Origin of the sequence: Microbulbifer marinus (assembly GCF_900107725.1) — a bacterium.
In the GTDB taxonomy this organism is placed as follows: Bacteria; Pseudomonadota; Gammaproteobacteria; order Pseudomonadales; family Cellvibrionaceae; genus Microbulbifer; species Microbulbifer marinus.
Genome location: NZ_FNQO01000001.1, coordinates 1,221,781 through 1,241,856, shown reverse-complemented (window position 1 = coordinate 1,241,856; position 20,076 = coordinate 1,221,781). Strand labels below are relative to the sequence as shown.

Sequence of the window (20,076 nt, the reverse complement as noted above, 5' to 3'; positions counted from 1 at the left end):
GGGATTTCACGTTTTCTCGCGCTGTAACTGCCTGTTATGGAAATAGTTGTCCTATTGTTTCCCGCCAGCCCTCGGGGCCGACGGCGTCACTGACTATCACTCGCTGCCCGGCCCGCGCCTGCAATTGGGGTGGCTGGCGATGCGGCGCGCGGATAATGACCGCAATGTCCGCCACTCGCAGCATATCGAGATCGTTGGGGCTGTCGCCGGCGGCGATCAGGCGGTAATCCGTGTCGCGATAGTTGCGATAGCACTCCATCAGCTTGAGTGTCGCGCCACCTTTGTCGGTGGTGCCGAGCAGGTGCAGAAAACGGCCACCCTGAAGGGTGGATAAGCCGGCCGCGCTGACACGGGAGACAAATGCCTGTTTTTCCTCTTCACTGCCACGCCACAGGAGTGGCTCTGAATAATCGCGACGCTGCGCCGCCAAGGCCTGCTCCGGCGTCAGCCCGGTGGCGTCCACGATTTCTTCGCAGGAGGCCCTCGCAAAGCTCAGATAGGGTGCGTCGTGTTCCGCGGCATCCGCCTGCAGGAATTCGAGAAGTTGCCCTCTCGGCACGCCGGTTTCGATGACCCAGAATTCGTCCCGCTCGCGCGCACAGTCGGGCATTTCGGGGAAATAGTCCGCGGGAATAAAAACAGCCGAGCCATTTTCAACGATGAACGGGTGGCGGTTGTGCAGCTGGCGCCGCAGTTCGAGCATTTCCGGGAGCGTCTTGCTGCTGTTCAGGATCACCGGCGTCTGCCGCAGTTCCAGCCTGCGCAGCAGGTCGTCCACGGGACCGTGAGAATAGTCGTAGTGGTCCAGCAGCGTGCCGTCCAGGTCACTGACAATCAGCCAGTGGCCACTGATAGAGTTGTTTTGTGTCATCGCCGGGGCTATTTGCGCTTCCTGAATCTTTAGATCCAAAAATAGTGCCAGTTGGGAATTATGAGTCAGGGACACGCGCTGGCGCTGTCAGTTGGCGCCAGAAATTACAACTTCGGCATCGATAGAGCGGAATGGCCAGTTCGCCGGGGACAAACTGCCTCAGTGTGGGACTCGTGGAGCTCGACGGGCTTTGCTGTGCACCAGAATGGTGCGCATCTTGGCGATTGTCTGTACGACACAGTACATTTTCAGAGTGACCGGTTCGGAGTGGCAGGGCATGCGACAGGAGGTTGTGACGTGACACAGGCGAAATCGAAGCGCTGGTCGCAGCGGGTGACCGAGACCAGCGATGCGCTGGATCTGGAGCCCGGTGTTTTTACCTTGCGGGATCCCCGTGCGATCGCCAGGTCGCTGAAACGCTCGGCGGAGCGCAGTGAGCGACGCAAGGCGGATCCATATCGCTCGGCGATGTCGATGCTTACTTTCTATATCAATCGCGCCGGGCGCAAGCTGCCGGAAGATCAGCGCAGGCGGCTGGAAGCCGCCAAGCAGGAATTGCGTAAACTGTTTGACCGGGCGCCAGCCAAGCGCTGACTGCGCCCGGTACCAAACGCTGCCTTATAACTGCACCCAGGTTCCGTCCGGCCGGCGACAGGCGGCGCCTTGGGTGGCCTGGGGATATTCGCCGCTCTGGACCTCTGCGGTGAAACTGCGGCAGTAACGGTCTCCGCGTTTTTCCACCGCACCCGGAGTCACCGCGTAGTTCTGTCCGCCGTCCTGCCAGGTGATGCGCTGACCCTCAGGAGCGAACTCGAGCGCCTGGCCCACACAGGCCTGGTTGCGGCTGTCCATACGTTCACCGACCTTGCCACCGATCAACACGCCGGCGATTGCACCGCCCAGAGTGGCCAGCTTCTTGCCGTCGCCACCGCCAATCTGGTTGCCGAGCACGCCGCCGACTATGCCGCCGAGTACTGCGCCAACCTTGTCGCTGTTACAGCGTGCGGCCCGCGGCTGGGGGGCAGGGCGCCACTCCGGCTGGTAGACGGGTTCCTCTTCACGCCGGTCAAACCAGGGCGGCAGCACCACTACCTGGGCGACTGGCCGGCTATGGTGATGGACTGCTTTGCACTTGCGTTCTTCCTTGTAATCGCCGTCGGCTTCCCACTTGCGCTCCACCTTGCAATTGCCGTCCCAGTATTCCTCTTTGGCGACATAGCGATCGTGTTTGCGGTGTTTCTTCCAGCCGCGACCCTCGGGCGGGTCGGCATAGGTGGCGGCCGCCAGACTGCTGGCGATGGCGAAAGCGGCGAAGATTTTTAACTTATGCATATTTCTCTCCTGAATGTGTTGTGGATCTGGATCCCGCCGGAGGATTGAGTGACAGCGATGCTACCACCTGTCCGCAATGCACGAGGGGGGATGAATCACAACTTGGGAGTAGTTTTGCCTTTCGCCACTGAATCGGTGCTGAATGGCAATGGGGAGGAATGCATGGCGGGAGCAGCCTCGTGGGCCGCTCCCGGGGGAAAAGTGCTTTCTCAGGGCGCCAGGCAGGCCAGGCAGCGCACGTAGAGGGCGCGCGGATCGCGGTAGCTGTGCAATTCGGCTAGCGGGGCCAGCGCCGGATGCAGGCTGGACAGCCAGGCGCCGAGCGGCAGGTTGGCCTCCACGCTGGCGGCGATGCGGGCATCGACATTGTCCGACAGTGCGCGCAGAAAGCGTTCGGCGGGTGTCAGCTCACGCTGGATTTCCATCACCTCGTAGCGCTCCAGCTCGGCCAGCTGTGCGGCATCGGTGATCGCCTCGTTGAGGTTGCCCAGTTCATCAACCAATCCCAGCTGGCGAGCGGTGCGGCCGGTCCACACCTGGCCCTGGGCGATCTTGTGCACTTCCTTGGGGGTGCTGCCTCGCGCTTCGGCGACGATTCGCAGGAAGCGGGCGTAGGTGTTTTCGACGCCCTGCTGCAAGATGCTCGCGGCCGCCTCCGGCAGTGCGCGGTCGAGGCGCATGGTGCCGGCCAGCTCGGAGGTGCCGATACCGTCGTTATAGATGCCGATACTCTCCAGGGAGTCCTCGAAAGTAGGGAAGGCGCCAAATACGCCGATGGAGCCGGTAATGGTGGACGGGGACGCCCAGATGCGATCGCCGCCAGTGGCAATCCAGTAGCCGCCGGAAGCGGCCACGCTGCCCATGGAGATAACCACCGGAATATTCGCCTCGCGGGTGGCGAGCAATTCCTGGCGTATGGCCTCGGAGGCGAAGGCGGAGCCGCCGCCGCTGTCGATACGCAGTACCAGCGCGGCGACTTTTTTCTCACGTGCTTTGGCGATCAGTTTGCCGAGGGTTTCACTGCCGATCTGTCCCGCCGGTGCCTCACCGTCGACGATGGCGCCACTGGCGGAGATCAGCCCGACCTTGCCCGCGCCGGGAGTCGGAATCTGGGTAAGTTTCTGGTTGCGCAGGTAGGCGAGGGCGTCGATGGACTTATAGCCCGCCTTCTTATCTTCCACGCCGATGGTTTCCCGCAGCTCATTGATGACGACGCGGCGACTGGCCAGCTGGTCCACCAGCTTGTTCGCGAGTGCGGCCTCGGCCCAACTGCCGCCATGCTGCTGCAGGTTTTGCGGCAACTCTTCGATAAAGGCATCGATGCTTTCCGGCGGCAGGTTGCGCAGGCCGGTAACCTGCTCTGTGTATTCGCCCCAGAGTTCGTGCAGCCAGCGCTGGTTGTTTTCCCGTGAGGCCGGGGACATGTCGTCGCGGGTAAAGGGCTCGATAAAATCTTTGTAATCACCCACGCGAAACACGTGAAAGTTGACCTTGAGCTTGTCCAGCGCGCTCTTGTAGTAGTTGCGGTAGGCGCCGAAACCAGTGAGCAGCACTGAACCCATCGGATTCAGATAGATTGTGTCGGCGTGGCTGGCAAGGAAATACTGGGCCTGGGTGTAATTGTCGCCAACCGCGTAGATCGGCTTGTCGGCGGCCTTGAAACGCTGCAGTGCGGCGCCCACTTCCTCCAGCTTGCTCAGGTTGCCGCCCATCAGGTAATCGAGTTCCAGCACCAGAGACGAAATGCGGTTGTCCTTGGCGGCACTGTCGATGGCATCCACCAGGTCCTTGACGCGCACTTCTACCGGGCCCGGAGGGCCGCCGAGAAAGGCCGGCAAGACGCTTGGCTGTGAAACCTCGTCGACCAGGAATCCGCTGGGCGCGACTTTCAATGCGGCGCCCTGGGGGATGGTCAGCCGCTCTTCCTTGCCGAAAATGGCGATGCCGATAAACAACAGCAGCAACAGGAACAGCAGGTTGGTAAATACGCGGCGCAACCAGGTGACGGCGCCACCGATGGCGCCAAAGAAGCGGCGGATAAATCCTTTTTGATGCGTGGTGTCGGTCAAACCTCAATACTCCTTAGCGCAGGGGCGAACGGCCACATTTTGCACAATTTGCGTTCGGAACCAATGGCGGACGCCAGTGATGCCGGGTCTTACTGCATACGCTGCCAGCGGCTGGTCATCATCGCAGAGAAGAATAGGGTAAGGCTTAACACCAATAATACGCCATGCTGCCAGCCGCGGCCGGGCATCATTACGTCGACAATGCTGGCGGTTATATAGAGAAGCAGGATAAAACAGAGCCACAGGTAGCTGCGGTAGTGGCCTTTTGCCAGTCCCGGCAGCACCAATAGCAGCGGCACTGTCTGCAGCAGCCACCACTTGATGGAGCCGCCCGGCAGAAACAGGTTCCAGACCGCGAACAGCAGCAACAGCCCGATATAACAGATCCAGTTCAGGCGCCGTGCTATCTGCAGTTTGCGTGGGATGGGTTGATTCACGCAGTCTTCTCCGGGTTGCAATTGAGGTTGAGCGCTAGCTTGCCGAGGCGGGTGCCCAACGCTCGGCACAGGGTTACCTCGTCTTTGCTCAGTTCGCCGTCGTTGCCGCCGGCCCAGTGGGATGCACCGTAGGGGGTGCCGCCGCTCCTGGTATGCATCAGTGCGGATTCGGAATAGGGGATGCCGGTGATCAGCATGCCGTGGTGCAACAGCGGCAGTATCATCGAGATCAGCGTGGTCTCCTGGCCGCCGTGCAGGCTGCCGGTGGAGGTGAACACCGCAGCGGGTTTGCCCGCGAGGCTGCCGTCCAACCACATATCGCTGGTCTGGTCGAGAAAATAGCGCAGCGGGGAAGCCATATTGCCGAAGCGGGTCGGGCTGCCGAGCAGCAGCCCTGCGCAGTCGCGCAGTTCGTCCATCGTGCAATAGGGCGCCCCCTCATCGGGCACCGGCGGCAGGCTGGCAGTGGTGTCCGGGGAGACGGTGGGTACCGTGCGCAAGCGCGCCGCGATTCCGGCGGATTCGACGCCCCGGGCCAGTTCGGCAGCCATCCGGGCAGTGGAGCCGGTGCGGCTGTAATAAAGGATCAGCACATAGGCTTCACTATCCCGTTGCATGTCTGGCTGTGCCATCAAAGCAGCTCCAGCACATTTTCCGGCGGCCGCCCCAGCACAGCCTTGTTGCCTTTAACCACGATGGGGCGCTGGATCAGAATCGGGTGCTGTACCATCGCGTCGAGCAGCTGCGCTTCGTCGAGGCTCTTGTCTTTCAGTTGCAGCTGTTTATAGGCGTCCTCACCGGTGCGCAGCAGTTCGCGGGCACTAATGCCGAGTTTCTGCAGTAACTCGGCCAGGGTGTCCCTGGACGGCGGGTTTTCCAGGTAAAGAACCACTTCCGGCTCAATGCCGTTTTCCTGCAGTAGTTGCAGTGTCTGGCGAGATTTTGAACAGCGGGGGTTGTGGTAAATCGTCCACATTGCGGCGGTATCCTGTTAATGTTTCGCGTATTCTAACCGAATTGAGTTTGCGAGTTCTAAGACGTCCTGCTGCCGGGCGAGGCGCCGGAGCGGTATGCGGCGCGGCCAGCGGGCGGCAGGCGCATTGTATCTCGATTAGTATTAGTGGTTCGCCCTGGTCAGAGTTTTCACACAGCCGGCGCGGGCCGCCGCGGATGGCCCACACTGACTGACAACAACACGGAAATCACCATGACGGAACTGGTGCATCGCTGGCGACGTTTTGCCACGTCCCTGTGGACATTATTTAACGAAAAGAACTGCCGCCAGAGTGCCGCAGCGCTGACCTACATGACGCTATTTGCGATAGTGCCACTGGTCACCGTCAGCTACGCGATGCTGTCGCTGTTTCCGGATTTTGCCGGGCTCGAAAGTAAACTGCAGGAGCAGATTTTTTCCCACTTCGTGCCGGAGAGCGGGCGCGAGGTACAGGACTACATTAATAGCTTCTCCGCCCAGGCTCAGCGCCTGACCGGTGCCGGTATCGCCATACTGCTGGTCACCTCGGGGTTGATGCTGCGCAATATCGAAGAGACCTTCAACGCGATCTGGGATATTCCCCGCGGCCGCAGCGGTGTCTCCAGCTTTCTGCTCTACTGGGCCATTCTCAGTCTGGGGCCGATCCTGCTCGGCGCCGGCCTGGCTGCGACCACCTATTTGATCTCGCAGAAAATGTTCCTGCCCGAGGGCGATACACTCGGCCTGCTGCCGATCGCGTTGCGGGTGTTGCCGCTGGTATTTACCGCCATCGCCTTCACCCTGCTGTTTATCGCGGTGCCGAATGGCCGCGTGCCGCTTCGCCATGGTCTCGTGGGTGGGGTGGTTACCGCGTTTGCCTTTGAGGCCGCCAAGTACCTGTTTGGGGTGATGGTCGCACGTAGTTCGGTGCAGGCCATTTACGGCGCCTTCGCCTTCGTGCCGCTGTTCCTGATCTGGATCTACCTGATGTGGATGATCGTACTGGCCGGTTGCGTGCTGGTGCGCACGCTGTCGGTTTATCATGCGGCGACACAGGGCAGGAAGTATTCGGATGTGGTGGCGACCCTGGTGCTGCTGTGGGAGTTTTTCAAGAAGTACCAGCATGGTCAGCCAGTGCGTGATCAGGATATTTCCCGCGCCGGTATCAAACCGGCTCAGTGGCGACGTATCCGCCAGGTGCTGCAGGATCACAAAGTCATTACACAGACTGAACGCAATGATTTTGTCTTGCAGCGGGACCTGGATACCATTTCGCTAATGGATCTGGTTACCTGGATGAACCCGGCCCCGATTCCCCGCCACAGCCATCGCGAGCTGCAGGGCCATCCCTGGTACGGGGAAGTGGAACAACGCTTCGCCGAGGCGCAGGGTTTTTCCAGTGAACAGCTGGCGCTGGATCTCGGTGAACTTTTTCGCCAGGCTGCGGAGCAGGACAGCTCCGCAAATAATGCAGCAGACGGTGCTGAGACTGGCGGTGATGCGGCAAAAAAGAAGAGTGTAAAAAAAAATAACAAGCGCGGAGGTGCCAGGAGTGGGTCCAGCAGTGGTAACGCGAAAGATGACGATAATTCGGTCGGTAGCCTGTCTGTGGTTAGCCGCCGCAATAAGCGCGTGTAGCGATGGTGCCGGTGAGCTGGCTACCATCGATGGCGAAAGTATTGAGCCCTCGGGCAAGGTTCTGCTGGTCAACTATTGGGCCGAATGGTGCAAACCCTGTCGCGAGGAGATTCCCGAGCTAAATCACCTGGCCGGCGGCGATGCGGGGGTGCAGGTGGTCGGTGTCAATTATGATCAGTTGCCGGCGGCAACCATCGCCGCACAGGCTGCAAAGCTGGGTATCGAATTTCCGGTGCTGGCTGCGGAGCCTGCGGGGCGCTGGGGACAGCCACGGCCCGAAGTCCTTCCCACCACATTTATCATCGGCGCCGACGGCGAGTGGCGGCAGACGCTGGTCGGGCCGCAGACGGAAGAAAGCCTCCGGGCGGCGCTGAAGCAGAGCCGCTTATAAATTTATAACGAATACAACTATAGGAGACCGGCGCGCCGCTGCTAGCATGCCGCCGTTTTCCAGATTGCCCGGAGTGGGATCCGCAAATCATGCATATCAGTTCGCTATTTCTGCTGCTTTTCTTCGCCCTGCTGCTCTGGCCATTGCACCGCTGGCACCGCAGCCGTGAGTCGCTGGCACCGGCGGTATTCGCCGGTCTGTTGCTGGGGTTGCTGTTCGGTGGACTGCTGCAGCTGGCCCGTGGCTGGGGCGCGGTGCCGGCGGAAGTGCTGCCGTGGATAGAGATGGTCGGTGACAGCTATGTCAATCTTTTGCACCTGCTGGTGATGCCGCTGGTGCTAATCTCCATTCTCGCCGCGGTGGTCAAGGTGAGCCATACTCAAGCGCTGGGGAAAATCAGCGTTTCGGTGCTGGCGGTGCTACTGGGAACCACCGCGATTGCGGCGCTGGTCGGTGTCGCGATGGCGAAGCTGTTCGGCCTCTCCGCGGCCGGACTGGTCGAGGGCGCGCGGGAAGCGGCGCGGGTGACGGAGCTGAACGAGCGCATCGGCCGGGTGACCGATTTAAGCATTCCGGAAATGCTGACGTCTTTCATCCCGAAGAATATTTTTGCGGACCTGGCCGGTGCGCGAGACACCTCGGTGATCGCCGTGGTGGTGTTTGCGGTTTTGCTGGGACTGGCGGCACTGGCGGTGCGCCGGGAGTTTCCGGAAGAGGGCGCGCAGATAGAGCGCTTCGTGCATGTGGCTCAGGTTTGGGTCATGAAGCTGGTGCGGCTGATTATGGCATTCACTCCCTACGGTGTGATGGCCCTGGTCGCGAGCCTGATTGCCAATTCCAGCTGGGCGGATATCGTTAACCTGTTTAACTTCGTACTGGCATCCTTCGCCGCGATCGCGATCATGTTCCTGGTGCACGGACTGCTGCTGCTGGTCAACGGAATCGGCCCGCTGCATTATTTCGCCAAGGTATGGCCGGTATTGGTGTTCGCATTCAGTTCCCGTTCCAGCGCCGCCACCATTCCACTGAACGTGGAAACCCAGGTGGACGAGCTGCGCAATTCGCCGGCCATCGCCAATTTTTCCGCTTCCTTCGGTGCGACCATCGGTCAGAATGGCTGTGCCGGCATCTACCCGGCGATGCTGGCGGTGATGGTGGCGGTACCCATGGGCATCAATGTGCTGGATCCGGTGTGGCTGGCCACGCTGGTGGCCGTGGTGGTGATCAGTTCCTTCGGTATCGCCGGTGTCGGTGGCGGGGCCACTTTTGCCGCACTGGTGGTGCTGCCGGCCATGGGCCTGCCGGTGACCATTGCCGCGCTGCTGATTTCGGTGGAGCCGCTGATCGACATGGCGCGCACCGCGCTCAACGTCAACGGGGCCATGACCGCGGGTACCCTGACCCAGCGCTGGCTTGGCGACGAGGTGCCGGGTGCGGAAATCATTGAAGGCTAGCCGAGAAAGCTTTTGTTCCCCTCGTAAATCGAAATTGCAGGGCGACGCTATAGGTCAGTGAAGCGTCTTAACCAGCTCTGGTTAGTCTGAATGCGAAAAGGGAACAAAAAGTGAAAGGTTTGCTTGCGACCTCAAATTTTCTCCATCACTTTTCTGTCGTCCGCGCCCCTTCTGCGGACAGTGGCGACCGAATCGAAAACGGACAGGATCGCGAAGGTGGCCGCGTGGAAGGAGCTTGCTAGTGACGAGCAGCGAGTGCTGCGGCATTTCGAGGCCGACTGGCACGCGTTGTCTGACGAGCGCTGGCAGATGCTTCGTAAACCCCTGAAGCGGCGGCGGGAGGAAAGTTATGTCTGATTGCTCTGAAACACCGCTCTACATGATACCCGGCACCATGTGTGACGAGCGCCTGTGGCGCTATCTGTGGCCCTTGCTGGAGGAGCAGCAGCCGCGGCACCTACCGATCCCTCCAGGGGAAAGTATCACAGAGCTGGTGGCAGGGCTGGTTGCGCAGTTACCCGCCGCCCCGATTAACCTGCTTGGTTTTTCTCTCGGCGGTTACCTTGCCGCTGCCCTGGCGGCGGCTCACCCGGAGCGTATAACGCGGTTGTTTATCTGTGCAAACACACCGCGCGCGCTGCCAGAGGTTGAGTTGCGGCAGCGTCGGCAGCTGCTGGACTGGGTGGAGCGCCACGGCTACAGCGGAATCAGCGACCGCAAGATAGCAGCCATGCTGGCGCCGGGAAACCGGAACAGGAGGGAGATCACTGACATCATGCGCGAAATGGATGCCACTCTCGGGGAGGGGGCGCTGGTGGCGCAATTGCGCGCCACCAGCGAGCGCGCCGACCTGGCCGGCGAGCTGGTCGCGTTGGCGGCGCCGACCACTTTCTGTTTCGGCGAGGAAGATACACTGGTCAACCGGCAGTGGCTCGAGAATCTGCAGCGGCGCTGCCCCGGACTGCGGGTCACGCAGGTCCCGGGCGCCGGGCATATGCTGCCTTTGGAACGGCCTCAGGCTCTCGCGGAAGAGATCCAACTGTGGCTGGACACACCTCTTACTGGCGCCACGCCTTGAGCCCTCGGGTTCAGGTTCGATTCAGTCATCCCCCACTAAAGTACGCCCATCGATGATCAATGGGAGACGGATCATGCAACTCTACAAACAACTGATTGCCGGCGTCCTGGTGGCCGGCCTGGTCGGGTTCAGCGCCTGGGCTAGCGCCGGGGACAGAGGCTATTACCCGGATTACGGCGACGGTTACGATTTCGCCCGGGTCACCGCGGTCACGCCAATCTACACCGATGTGCAGGTGCGCACGCCGCGCACCGAGTGCTGGGACCAGCAGGTGGCCTACCAACAGCCCGGCTCACCGGCCGGTGCGGTGATCGGCGGCCTGATCGGCGCGGCTATCGGCAACAAAGCCGGCGGCCACGGCCGGCACTACCGCCGTCATCACCGCGGTGCATCCACCGTAGCGGGTGCCGCGGTCGGCGCGCTGGTGGGCAGTCAGATCAGCCGTGCGAATGCGCCGGTTCAGTATGTGACCGAGCAGCGCTGCCAGGTGGTGGACGATTTCACCACCCGTCGCGAGCTGGTCGGCTACGACGTGCGCTATCGCTATAATGGCCGCGAGTATCTGACTCGCACCGACCAGCATCCCGGCGATAGAATCAGGGTTCGCGTCGATGTCTCACCGGCGTTTTAATCCGGTAACAGACAGAGTTAAACCCGAAGGATCGAATTACGGTAACCCACAGGAGCCGCACCGTGAAATTAATCTGCGCCGCATTTCGGCCGACCCAAGTTGTAGTCGTATTGCTGCTCGGCATCTTCTCCCTGCCTCTGCAGGCCGGAGTCGCATATGACCGGGAAGGATTCCAGCCGGAGTATCTGCGGGTTCAGCGGAAGGAAATCTCCCGCGATCAGGCTGCAGCCATCGTGAAGCGGCGCTATGGCGGCAAGATCCTGGCGATCTCCGAAGTGCAGAAAAACGGCCGCAGTATGTATCGGGTCAAGGGACTTTCGGATAAAAGCCAGGTCTATGTGGTCTATGTGGACAAGCAGAGCGGGCGCATTTCGCGTTAACGATTGCGCCTGAAAGACGCTGTACCGACACCGTTCGAATACGACTTAACAAAATACTGGATACCCGAGGGGGAAGCATGCGCGCACTGTTGGTTGAAGATGAGGTGCTGCTGCGACAGCAACTGGCAGAATCCCTGCGCGACGCCGGCTATACCGTCGACGAGGCACCGGACGGTGAGGAGGCCCTCTACCTCGGCCGCGAGTACCCCTACGACGTGGCGGTGATGGATCTCGGGCTGCCGAAGATGGACGGGATCCAGGTGATCCAGACACTGCGCGGCGAAGACAAGCATTTCCCGATACTGATTCTTACGGCCCGCGGCCACTGGCAGGAGCGCGTCGCCGGCCTTGAGGCCGGTGGCGACGATTACCTGGTTAAGCCCTTCCACACCGAGGAGCTGCTGGCGCGGCTGAACGCGCTGGTGCGCCGCTCCGCCGGTTTTTCCTCTCCCACGATCAAGGCCGGGCCCATCGTGCTGGACACCAGCGCGCAGCGGGTCAGCGTCGGCGAGGCCGAGCTGGACCTGACCTCCTTCGAGTACAAGGTGCTGGAATACCTGATGCTGCACCCGGACGAGGTGGTATCGAAGACCACGCTGACCGAGCATATCTATGAGCAGGACTGCGACCGCGACAGTAATGTGATCGAGGTGTTCATCGGCCGCCTGCGCAAAAAAATTGACGCGGCGGCCCAGCTGAAACCAATCGAGACACTGCGCGGCCGCGGCTATCGCTTCGTCGCACCAGAATAAGTGCGGATCGCCATGTCCGTGCTTTCGTCCCAATTCAATTCCCTAAAGGGACGCCTGTCCCTGGTCACCGGCCTGGTGCTGGTGGGTTTTCTGTTGATGATTTCCGGCGTGCTCCAGCACGCCTACCGCACCTCCCTGAACGAGGCCAAGCAGCGGGAATTACAGCTGTACGTATACACGCTACTGGCAGTGGCAGAACCGGAAGGCGACAGCCTGAGTTTCCCCCCAGTGCTGCCGGAACAGCGCTTCAACCAGCCGGACTCCGGCCTGATAGGCGCGGTCACGGACCAGCGCGGTCGCATTATCTGGCGCTCCGATTCGGCTCTGGCAATGCCGCAGCTGCCGTCCCACCCGCTGCCGCAGGGGCGACAGGCCTTCGGACAGGTGTCACTGCCCGGCGACGCCGGTCGCTATATGAGTTTCCGCCAGGGTATCGCCTGGGGACTGGACAACGAAAACCAGTTTACATTCTTGGTGCTGGAGGACGCTGCGCCGCTCCGCGCACAGCTGGAGCAATTCCGCTCCACGCTCTGGCGCTGGCTGGGCCTGGGCGCGCTGCTGCTGGTTCTGGCACAGTGGCTGGTGCTGCGTTGGGGGCTGTCACCGCTGCGCAAGGTGGCGCGGTCACTGCAGGACATGCAGCGAGGCGGCAGCGACAGGCTCGAGGGCAAGTTTCCCCGGGAATTGCGCCCGCTGACCGACAATCTCAACCTGCTGATCGAAAACGAGCGCCGCCAGCGGGAGAAAACCCGGCATACGCTGGCGGACCTGGCGCACAGCCTGAAGACGCCACTCGCGGTGCTGAAGGGACTCAATTTCTCCGGCGATCCGCGCCAGGCCTATACGACGCTGATGGAGCAGGTCCAGCGCATGGACAGCATCATCAGTTATCAGTTGCAGCGCGCCGTTACCAGCTCACCCAAGTCGATTCTGCGCGGCGTGACGGTAGCACCGCTTGTGCATAAGATTCTCGATGCGCTGGAAAAGGTCTATCGGGACAAGCCCTGTGATGTGCAGCTGGTCTGCGCAGACGACACGCTGTTTTACGGTGACGAAGGGGACTTGATGGAACTGCTCGGCAACCTGCTGGACAACGGATACAAATACGGCGCCGGCGAACTGAAGGTCAACATCGAAAATGGCGACGACGGCCGTAAATTGCACATCAGCGTCGCGGATAACGGCCCCGGTCTCGACGAGGAGAAGTGGCAGAAAGTCACCCAGCGCGGCGTGCGCGCCGATGAACAGCAGCCGGGGCAGGGCATCGGCCTGGCCGTGGTCGTGGATATTGTCGAGAGTTACGAGGGCGAGATCAGCGCGACGCCGCTGCCCGACGGCGGTACCGAAATCAGAGTCACGCTGTAGCGGGCAGTATCTGCGCGCCTTCTGCACCGGATAGGCAACTGTGGGAGCCCGATAGCGGATTCCTGCGGCTACCCCACATCAGAACCTGTTTTCACGCAGCCGGAAGGTAACCGCTTGCTGGGAGATGGGATCAGTGAGGTAAGACCTAATTGCACTGGGCCGGAATAGTCCCGCCCAGTGCGGGGTTCGAGCAGCTGAACAGGGAAGTTATTCGGGGGCGCTCTGCGCTGCCCCCGCGCGGGACTCGCCGCGGCCCGCCACTACCTGTTCCCACAGACTGTCGGCCAGCTGCGCCGGAGTGTGGCGGCGACCGCTGGCCAGCCAGCGCACTATCTCGCCGGCGACGTCGGGCCACAATATCTGCACGCCGGTAGGCTGTTCGTGCAGCCAGGCGTTGATACTGTCGGCATCCACCTTCTCTACCACCCGCGCCAGCTGCAGTTCGCGCAGTGCCTGGGCGTTGGCTTGCTGTTCGAACTGACCGCGCAGCGGCCGGGTCAGGATCGGCTTGCCCATGGTCAGCGTCTCGGCAATCAGTTCGAAACCGCTGTTGCAGATAACGGCCCTGGAATCGGCGAGATCTTGCTGGAAGCCGTCGATAGACGGTGCCTTCAGCCTGGTATTGTCCGCCGCTTGCAGCTCCACCGGTGCACCGTAGACAACAAACTGCTGCGGTATCTTCGCCAGCTCCTGCAGTAGCGGCCGATGGTGTTCAAATGGCAGGTAAACGAGGATGTGATCGCCATCCCCGGTTCCGGACTGTCTATGTGGTTGGGCGATCGGCGGCAGTATCGGGTGCCCGAAGTGATGCCAGTGCATGCCCAGGCTGCTCTGCACCGGGGCGAAGGCGCGCATGAGGCCGCGCGCCATCCAGTTGAAGCGCGGCGCCGGGATCGGGAAGTTAAAGGCATACTGGTGGCCGAGACCCAGGCTCTGTTTGCCGCGGCGCCTGGCGGCCCAGGCGGTGACCGGTTCGAAATCGCTGATCACCAGGTCGAAGTCATTCACTGGCAGTTCGCGGATATCGCGCAGCAGGCGACGCAGATTGAGCTGCCTGGCAGTTGCGGCGCCATTGATCCTGCCCTCACGGTGCACGAACGTCAGCCCTTCGCGCCACCAGTAATCGCCGAATGGCTCCATGCTGAATAGCTTCTCCGGCGGGCGGCCGGAAAACAGCCACTGGACCTCCAGTTGCGGGTGCTTCTGCAAGGCTTTCGCCATGGCACGGGCGCGGGAAATATGGCCGTTACCGGTTCCCTGGACACCGTAGAGTATTTTCACAGGATGGCTCCACTGATTAACAGGCCGACACTGGTGCCGAGGGCGGCACCGGCGCAGACATCGGTGGGGAAATGCACGCCCAGCCCGACCCTCGATGTGCCGACGCCGGCGGCCCAGAAGTAGCCGAGCAGCCACAACGGGCTCAGTGCCTGGCAGAGCAGGGTGACGAACAGGAAGGCGCCGGAGGTATGCCCGGATGGCAGGCTGAAGCGGTCGTGGGCGATAATCACCGAACGCATACCGGGAATGGCCTGCGGTGGCCGCAGCCGCTTGGTGGTGTTCTTGATGGTCCAGTAGAGCGAACGCTCCACGGCGAAGGCGGTGCCGCACAGGTAGAGGAACTGGACGGCCGCGGCCGTGGTAGTGGACAGCGCAACCATTAGCGGTGACAGCAGGTACAGCCAGCCGTCACCGCTTTTTGACAGCCACAGGTAGCGTCTGCGCGACGCAGGCTGAGCCGCCCGCTCCGCCATGTGCAGCACCAGGGATACGTCAAAACTTTTCAGGGTCAGAGGTAAGCTTCGCATGCAGCCAAGTTACGAAGCGATTGTTGCGTGGACTTGACCGATTTATGTCAGCGGCGTGAAACCTGGCCGCATTTGGCCCGTCAGGAAAGATTGGTGATTTTTGCTGCGAGCGGGACGCCAGTGATTTTCGGGTTTCGCCGTTACGGGCTTTTCGGCCGGCCCCGCTTCCGGTGACCGCCCGGGAAAAAACCTGATCGGTAACTATTTCCCGGACGGTCCCCGGCAGCGCGGCCTCGTATTGTGCTAATCGACGGGTCTTGCGACTTCGAGGGGCTTACCGCGGCCAAAGACCTTTTTAAGAGGGGAGGGCACTTCGATCAGTCGATTCCGATCTTGATCGTGCCGGAACCCGGCAGCTTTTCCACCAGTTCGTATCCACACAGTTTTGACGGGGTGAAATAACCTCCGTCGTCCTGGTAGTCCAGTAGGAATTCCATCACCGCCAGGGAACCGCTGACGGTTACATCGTAGCCATTGGCGGTTACCACGCGACCGATCTTGCGTTCGCCGCGGCGGTCGTTGCGCACTTCGCCCCAGACCCAGGTCTGCTGTTCGGAGCGTTTCTCTTCACTGGGGCCGCGTACGGACTTCTCCACCTTGCCCTTGAGCCAGTTCTGCACCCAGTTCATGCGCAGCAGCCAGCGGAATTTATTTAGGCGTTGCAGCTTCTTGGCCCGGCGCGGGCTCATCGGGATATACACCTCGATATTCGGAATGCCCGTGGAGTAGTAGGCGGTGGCCACATCGCCCCAGGGGATGGCAACGGCGAATTTCTCGCCACGGCCAAAATCGATTTGTCGGGTGAGTTCGCCGTGACCGATCACTTCGACCTTGCCGTTGCGGCGCACGGCGCCGCCGACACCGAGGCTTTCGATTGAGGTCTTGGCGGTGCCGGGGCTGAGGCCGGAATCCGAATCGAAACCCAGGGTCAGATGAGTGGCCGACGGGATGGCCTTGTGCAGCGCAGCGGCGAGGCAGTCGGTGGGAATCACATCGAAGCCGGTGCCCGGGCACAGTACTACGCCAGCGGCCTTCGCTTCCGCGTCCAGGGCGTGAGCGGTCCGATACACTTCCATTTCACCGGTGATGTCCTGGTAGTGGGTACCGGCAGCGATACAGGCGCGCATCATCGGTTCGGCCGTGGCGGAGAAAGGGCCGGCACAGTGAATGACCACATCCATATCGCGCAGCGTGCGCTCCAGGGTTTCCGTGGCGTCGAGGCTGACAGCCATGGCCGGCAAGCCCAGTTCCTCGGCCAGGGGCTGCAGTTTCTTTGCATTGCGTCCGGCCAGTACCGGGCGGTAGCCCCGGGCCACGGCTTCACGCGCGATCAGTTCGCCGGTGTAGCCGTAGGCGCCGTAGATCATTATTTTCTTATTGTTCACCGAGTGACCCTATCAGTTAATTCGGTTGCGAAATCTGGGTGACGCAACCTTAATGGCGTCGCATCGGACTAGTCAAACGTTTGTGTCAGCTCGAAGCGGGGGATGAGATTCCCGTCCTGCTCTACCTGTTCGGCAAACATTGCCAGCGGCCGCGCCCAGACGCCGTAGTCGCCGTAGAGCGCGCGGTAGATGACCAGGCGCTCGCCGGTCTCGCTGTGGGTGGCAACTTCCATGACTTCATAGAGCTTGCCTTTGTAGTGACGATAGATGCCCCGTTTCATGATGTTTTGCTTCAGGCCAGGTGGTGTGGAGAGAGCTGGATCTGGGTGATGCGCTGCCCGTGTAGCACGGCGATACCCGAGTAGCGATGTTCGCCGGTAGAGGTAAACTCGAATTCGTAGCTGCGCTGCAGGCGAACCTGGCCGCGGCCGTCGCGTTTCAGGCGGGTGCGCGTCAGCGCCACCGTATCGTCCAGCAGCTGTACACCCATTTGCCGGCAGTGCTCGGTAGCCGCGCGGCGCACCTGCTCCTTGGCGGCCATGCCTGCCCACAGGTACCAGCCGCCCAGGGCCAGTAGGAAGAGCCAGAAAAGATCGCTTAGTGAATAGTACATCGGCAACCGGTTACTATGATCGAATCGCGCAAGAATACCATCGAAGGAGGCATCATGTCCGGCACCATACTGATCACCGGCAGCAATCGCGGCATTGGCTTGGAGATGTGTCGCCAGTTCGCGGCGGATGGCTGGCACGTACTGGCCTGCTGCCGCGACCTGCACAAGGCGGCGGATCTGCGCGCATTGCGGGAGGAACACCCCAATGTGCGCCTGTTTCAGCTGGATGTGACCGATTACGGGCAGATGGCGGCACTGCACAAGGCGCTGAAGCACGAGCCGATCGATATCCTGCTGAATAACGCCGGCTATTACGGCCCAAAGGGCGTCAGTTTTGGCAAGGTGGACCGGGATGAATGGCGCCGGGTGCTGGAGGCCAACACCATTGCGCCCTACATGATGGCGGAGACCTTCTGTGACAATGTCGCGGCGAGCGAACGCAGGCTCATTGCGGTGATGAGCAGCAAGGTGGGCAGTATTGCCGACAACAGTTCCGGCGGAGGCTATATCTACCGCTCCTCCAAGACCGCGGTCAACCAGATCGTAAAAAGTCTGTCGATCGATCTGTGCGATCGGGGAATCAGCGTGATCGCACTGCATCCGGGTTGGGTCAAGACGGCAATGGGAGGGCCGAATGCTTTGATCTCAGCAGAGGAAAGTGTGGCTGGCCTGAAGAAGGTTATGCTCGACACCCGCGCTGAAAACAGCGGCCACTTTATCAACTACGACGGGTCTGAGATTCCCTGGTGAGTGAATTTTATTTCGATTGCTTCAGCTAGGCGGGGCGAACAGTGACCCGCCTTATTGTTTCACTACTTGTTCCCGGTCTGCGCGTTATAGCTGTCGATCAGGTTGCGATAGTCGGGAATATGGTTGCTGAATAAACTGGCGAGCCCTTCGACATCATTGCGCCAGTCGCGGTGCAGCTCACAGGCGATGCCGAACCAGGTCATCAGCTGGGCGCCGGCTGCGGCCATGCGGTTCCAGGCGGAGTGGCGGGTAAACTCATTGAAAGTGCCTGAAGCATCGGTGACCACGAATACCTCGAAGCCTTCTTCTATCGCGGACAGCGCGGGAAAAGCTACGCAGACCTCGGTGACCACGCCGGCGATAATCAGCTGTTTTCTGCCGGTGTCTTTTATCGCCTTGACGAAATCCTCATTGTCCCACGCATTGATTTGCCCGGGGCGGGCGATATAGGGCGCCTGTGGAAACCTTTCTTTCAGTTCCGGTATCAACGGGCCGTTGGGGCCGTCCTCGAAACTGGTGGTCAGGACCGTTGGCAACTTGAAGTATTCGGCCAGGGATGCCAGCGCCAGTACATTATTGTTGAACATGTCTGGCTCGATATCCCGCACTAGCGACAACAGGCCGGCCTGGTGGTCGACCAGTAGCACTGCGGCATTATTTTTATCTAGGCGGGTGTAAGGTTTGCTCATCGCTGCCTTCTTGATAAATGGATCTGTTGAAGAAAGCCTAGGCGAGAATGGAGTTCGACGTGCTCCAATGCGCTGTTTTGGCTGAGACTACAGGAACATGCCGCCGGATGCCTCGATAGGCTGCGCGTTGATTCAGCGGTCTTCCTCGGACAGCAACGCGGTGGCCTGTGCGCCGCGGCTGTCGCCGGTGATCAGTGCCACTTTCTGTTTCAAAGTCGGCTCCTGTCGTTGGGGATTGGCTTCGGTCGCCGGGGCAAGCTTGTTTGTCGATATTGGTTAGATAAATGCGCCCTATCTGGCTAGGCTGTTTTCATATTCTGAACAATTCGCGGGCCTATGAGATTGCTGGAATCGATGCAGGTTTTCCTGCGGGTGGCCGAACAGGGCAGCTTTACCGCGGCGGCGGACGCCCTCGGCCTGTCCCGCGCCAGTGTCTCCAACGCAATACAGCAGCTGGAGAGCCTGCTGGGCACCCGCCTGCTACACCGCACCACCCGCAGCGTGCAGATGACGCAGGACGGGCAGGTGTTCTACGAGCGCTGCCAGGACCTGCTGGCCGATATGGACGAGCTGCAGAATCTGTTTCGCGAGGACAGCAAAGAACTGCACGGCCGCCTGCGGGTGGATATGCCGCTGCCGATCGCGCGGGATGTTGTGCTTCAGCGGCTGCCGGAATTCCTGCGCCAGCATCCGCGCCTGGAGGTGGAGTTAAGCACTGCTGACCACTTCGTAGACGTGGTGCGCGAGGGTTTCGATTGTGTCCTGCGGGTGGGGACGCTAGAGGATCCCAGCCTGATTGCGCGGCCGCTCGGCTATTACCGCATGGTCAACTGCGCCAGTACCGAATATCTGGCGGAACACGGCACGCCGCGCACCCTCGACGACCTGGAGCGGCACCAGCTGGTTCACTGCGTACTGACCCTGGGCTCCCGTCCTGCCGGTTTCGAATACGAAGATCCGGGGGAGCCCGGTGTGGAAAAGTCGCTGCCGATGCAGGGCGCTGTGACGGTCAACAATACCGCAGCTTATCTGGATGCCTGTATGGCCGGGCTCGGTATCATCCAGGTACCGGAGACGGGCGTGCATCCCTTTCTGCAGTCGGGAGAACTGGAGGAAATACTGCCGCAATACCGCCCGGCGCCGATGCCGGTGTCACTGGTCTATGCCCGCCGCCGTCATCAGCCGAAGCGAGTACAGGTATTTATGGCCTGGATTGCGGAGATCATGAAACCGCGTCTGGTCGATGGGGAAGGCGAGCCCCTCAACTAAGACTGATCCAGCCGAAGGATTGGGCTATCTGGGCGATCGACATCAGCACGCACATGGTGATCACCGGCGAGCGTATCCACCCAGCTCGAGAGCATGGCGATCGCAAAGAAAATCAACAGCAGCGTAAGCGTCAGTTCCATGGGAGAGAGCCCGGCGGGAATAGAGCGGCTATTCTGCCCGACGCGGGCACA

The 20,076-nt window shown here is 61.0% G+C and carries 24 protein-coding genes; 11 read left to right on the top strand and 13 right to left on the bottom strand.

Annotated elements, in window-relative coordinates:
• Positions 1 to 34: 34 nt before the first annotated feature.
• Positions 35 to 910: an HAD-IIB family hydrolase gene (locus BLW36_RS05405; protein WP_170833124.1), complete on the bottom strand. Its 876-nt coding sequence runs from the start codon at positions 908 to 910 to the stop codon at positions 35 to 37.
• A gap of 258 nt (positions 911 to 1,168) precedes the next feature.
• Between BLW36_RS05405 and BLW36_RS17485 the strand changes: the two genes are divergently transcribed.
• A complete protein-coding gene (locus BLW36_RS17485; RefSeq protein ID WP_244506138.1) occupies positions 1,169 to 1,465 on the top strand; it encodes a DUF3175 domain-containing protein in 297 nt (98 codons plus the stop codon).
• A gap of 24 nt (positions 1,466 to 1,489) precedes the next feature.
• On the opposite strand, the gene BLW36_RS05395 is transcribed toward BLW36_RS17485, so the two are convergent.
• From BLW36_RS05395 to arsC, 5 genes are all read right to left on the bottom strand, one after another.
• The gene (locus BLW36_RS05395; protein ID WP_091385899.1) at positions 1,490 to 2,203 is read right to left on the bottom strand and encodes a glycine zipper 2TM domain-containing protein; all 714 of its coding nucleotides are present in this window, start codon (positions 2,201 to 2,203) and stop codon (positions 1,490 to 1,492) included.
• A gap of 209 nt (positions 2,204 to 2,412) precedes the next feature.
• Positions 2,413 to 4,272 (bottom strand): signal peptide peptidase SppA, encoded by a 1,860-nt coding sequence (gene sppA, locus BLW36_RS05390; RefSeq protein WP_091385897.1) that lies wholly within the window; start codon positions 4,270 to 4,272, stop codon positions 2,413 to 2,415.
• Between the two features lie 89 nt (positions 4,273 to 4,361).
• On the bottom strand, positions 4,362 to 4,709 hold the full coding sequence (locus tag BLW36_RS05385) for a DUF2069 domain-containing protein (RefSeq protein WP_091385895.1): 348 nt from the start codon (positions 4,707 to 4,709) through the stop codon (positions 4,362 to 4,364).
• Positions 4,706 to 5,341, bottom strand: a complete 636-nt coding sequence (wrbA, locus tag BLW36_RS05380; RefSeq protein WP_244506137.1) for an NAD(P)H:quinone oxidoreductase — start codon at positions 5,339 to 5,341, stop codon at positions 4,706 to 4,708. Before wrbA ends, BLW36_RS05385 begins: the two co-directional genes overlap by 4 nt.
• Positions 5,341 to 5,685, bottom strand: a complete 345-nt coding sequence (arsC, locus tag BLW36_RS05375) for an arsenate reductase (glutaredoxin) (RefSeq protein ID WP_091385893.1) — start codon at positions 5,683 to 5,685, stop codon at positions 5,341 to 5,343. The genes wrbA and arsC overlap by 1 nt, the downstream gene beginning before the upstream one ends.
• 231 nt (positions 5,686 to 5,916) lie before the next feature.
• Here arsC and BLW36_RS05370 point away from each other — a divergent pair, with 231 nt between their 5' ends.
• From BLW36_RS05370 to BLW36_RS05330, 8 genes are all read left to right on the top strand, one after another.
• Positions 5,917 to 7,320: a YihY family inner membrane protein gene (locus BLW36_RS05370; protein WP_091385891.1), complete on the top strand. Its 1,404-nt coding sequence runs from the start codon at positions 5,917 to 5,919 to the stop codon at positions 7,318 to 7,320.
• Positions 7,262 to 7,711 carry a TlpA family protein disulfide reductase gene (locus BLW36_RS05365; protein ID WP_091385889.1) on the top strand — a complete coding sequence of 150 codons (450 nt, stop codon included), beginning with the start codon at positions 7,262 to 7,264 and terminating at the stop codon, positions 7,709 to 7,711. Before BLW36_RS05370 ends, BLW36_RS05365 begins: the two co-directional genes overlap by 59 nt.
• Positions 7,712 to 7,800: 89 nt before the next feature.
• Positions 7,801 to 9,165: an L-cystine transporter gene (locus BLW36_RS05360; protein WP_091385887.1), complete on the top strand. Its 1,365-nt coding sequence runs from the start codon at positions 7,801 to 7,803 to the stop codon at positions 9,163 to 9,165.
• A gap of 349 nt (positions 9,166 to 9,514) precedes the next feature.
• Entirely contained in the window at positions 9,515 to 10,243 is a 729-nt protein-coding gene (locus tag BLW36_RS05350; RefSeq protein ID WP_091385883.1) for an alpha/beta fold hydrolase, read from the top strand.
• Positions 10,244 to 10,316: 73 nt separating this feature from the next.
• Positions 10,317 to 10,874 (top strand): glycine zipper 2TM domain-containing protein, encoded by a 558-nt coding sequence (locus BLW36_RS05345; protein WP_091385881.1) that lies wholly within the window; start codon positions 10,317 to 10,319, stop codon positions 10,872 to 10,874.
• A 62-nt stretch (positions 10,875 to 10,936) separates the two neighbouring features.
• A complete protein-coding gene (locus tag BLW36_RS05340; protein WP_170833123.1) occupies positions 10,937 to 11,254 on the top strand; it encodes a PepSY domain-containing protein in 318 nt (105 codons plus the stop codon).
• Between the two features lie 77 nt (positions 11,255 to 11,331).
• Positions 11,332 to 12,006 carry a response regulator transcription factor gene (locus BLW36_RS05335; protein WP_091385877.1) on the top strand — a complete coding sequence of 225 codons (675 nt, stop codon included), beginning with the start codon at positions 11,332 to 11,334 and terminating at the stop codon, positions 12,004 to 12,006.
• A gap of 12 nt (positions 12,007 to 12,018) precedes the next feature.
• Complete coding sequence (locus BLW36_RS05330) at positions 12,019 to 13,371, top strand: ATP-binding protein (RefSeq protein WP_091386972.1); 1,353 nt, start codon at positions 12,019 to 12,021, stop codon at positions 13,369 to 13,371.
• A gap of 207 nt (positions 13,372 to 13,578) precedes the next feature.
• Here the strand turns inward: BLW36_RS05330 and BLW36_RS05325 are convergent, their stop codons facing one another.
• The 5 genes from BLW36_RS05325 to BLW36_RS05305 form a co-directional block, all read right to left on the bottom strand.
• Positions 13,579 to 14,652: an MJ1255/VC2487 family glycosyltransferase gene (locus BLW36_RS05325; protein ID WP_091385875.1), complete on the bottom strand. Its 1,074-nt coding sequence runs from the start codon at positions 14,650 to 14,652 to the stop codon at positions 13,579 to 13,581.
• A complete protein-coding gene (locus BLW36_RS05320) occupies positions 14,649 to 15,179 on the bottom strand; it encodes a phosphatase PAP2 family protein (RefSeq protein ID WP_091385873.1) in 531 nt (176 codons plus the stop codon). The genes BLW36_RS05325 and BLW36_RS05320 overlap by 4 nt, the downstream gene beginning before the upstream one ends.
• Positions 15,180 to 15,496: 317 nt before the next feature.
• The gene (locus tag BLW36_RS05315) at positions 15,497 to 16,564 is read right to left on the bottom strand and encodes a saccharopine dehydrogenase family protein (RefSeq protein ID WP_139304822.1); all 1,068 of its coding nucleotides are present in this window, start codon (positions 16,562 to 16,564) and stop codon (positions 15,497 to 15,499) included.
• Between the two features lie 68 nt (positions 16,565 to 16,632).
• Positions 16,633 to 16,845, bottom strand: coding sequence for a DUF1653 domain-containing protein (locus BLW36_RS05310; RefSeq protein WP_091385870.1), 213 nt, complete (start codon positions 16,843 to 16,845; stop codon positions 16,633 to 16,635).
• Positions 16,846 to 16,856: 11 nt separating this feature from the next.
• Positions 16,857 to 17,177, bottom strand: coding sequence for a DUF3301 domain-containing protein (locus BLW36_RS05305; protein WP_091385869.1), 321 nt, complete (start codon positions 17,175 to 17,177; stop codon positions 16,857 to 16,859).
• A 54-nt stretch (positions 17,178 to 17,231) separates the two neighbouring features.
• Between BLW36_RS05305 and BLW36_RS05300 the strand changes: the two genes are divergently transcribed.
• Positions 17,232 to 17,927 carry an SDR family oxidoreductase gene (locus BLW36_RS05300; protein WP_170833122.1) on the top strand — a complete coding sequence of 232 codons (696 nt, stop codon included), beginning with the start codon at positions 17,232 to 17,234 and terminating at the stop codon, positions 17,925 to 17,927.
• Between the two features lie 62 nt (positions 17,928 to 17,989).
• Here the strand turns inward: BLW36_RS05300 and ycaC are convergent, their stop codons facing one another.
• Positions 17,990 to 18,616, bottom strand: a complete 627-nt coding sequence (gene ycaC / locus BLW36_RS05295) for an isochorismate family cysteine hydrolase YcaC (RefSeq protein ID WP_091385865.1) — start codon at positions 18,614 to 18,616, stop codon at positions 17,990 to 17,992.
• 336 nt (positions 18,617 to 18,952) lie between these two features.
• Here ycaC and BLW36_RS05290 point away from each other — a divergent pair, with 336 nt between their 5' ends.
• Positions 18,953 to 19,885, top strand: coding sequence for a LysR family transcriptional regulator (locus BLW36_RS05290; RefSeq protein WP_091385863.1), 933 nt, complete (start codon positions 18,953 to 18,955; stop codon positions 19,883 to 19,885).
• Here BLW36_RS05290 and BLW36_RS17320 read toward each other — a convergent pair.
• Positions 19,882 to 20,025, bottom strand: coding sequence for a hypothetical protein (locus BLW36_RS17320; RefSeq protein ID WP_170833121.1), 144 nt, complete (start codon positions 20,023 to 20,025; stop codon positions 19,882 to 19,884). The two genes, BLW36_RS05290 and BLW36_RS17320, sit on opposite strands and share 4 nt — an antisense overlap.
• Positions 20,026 to 20,076: the final 51 nt, after the last annotated feature.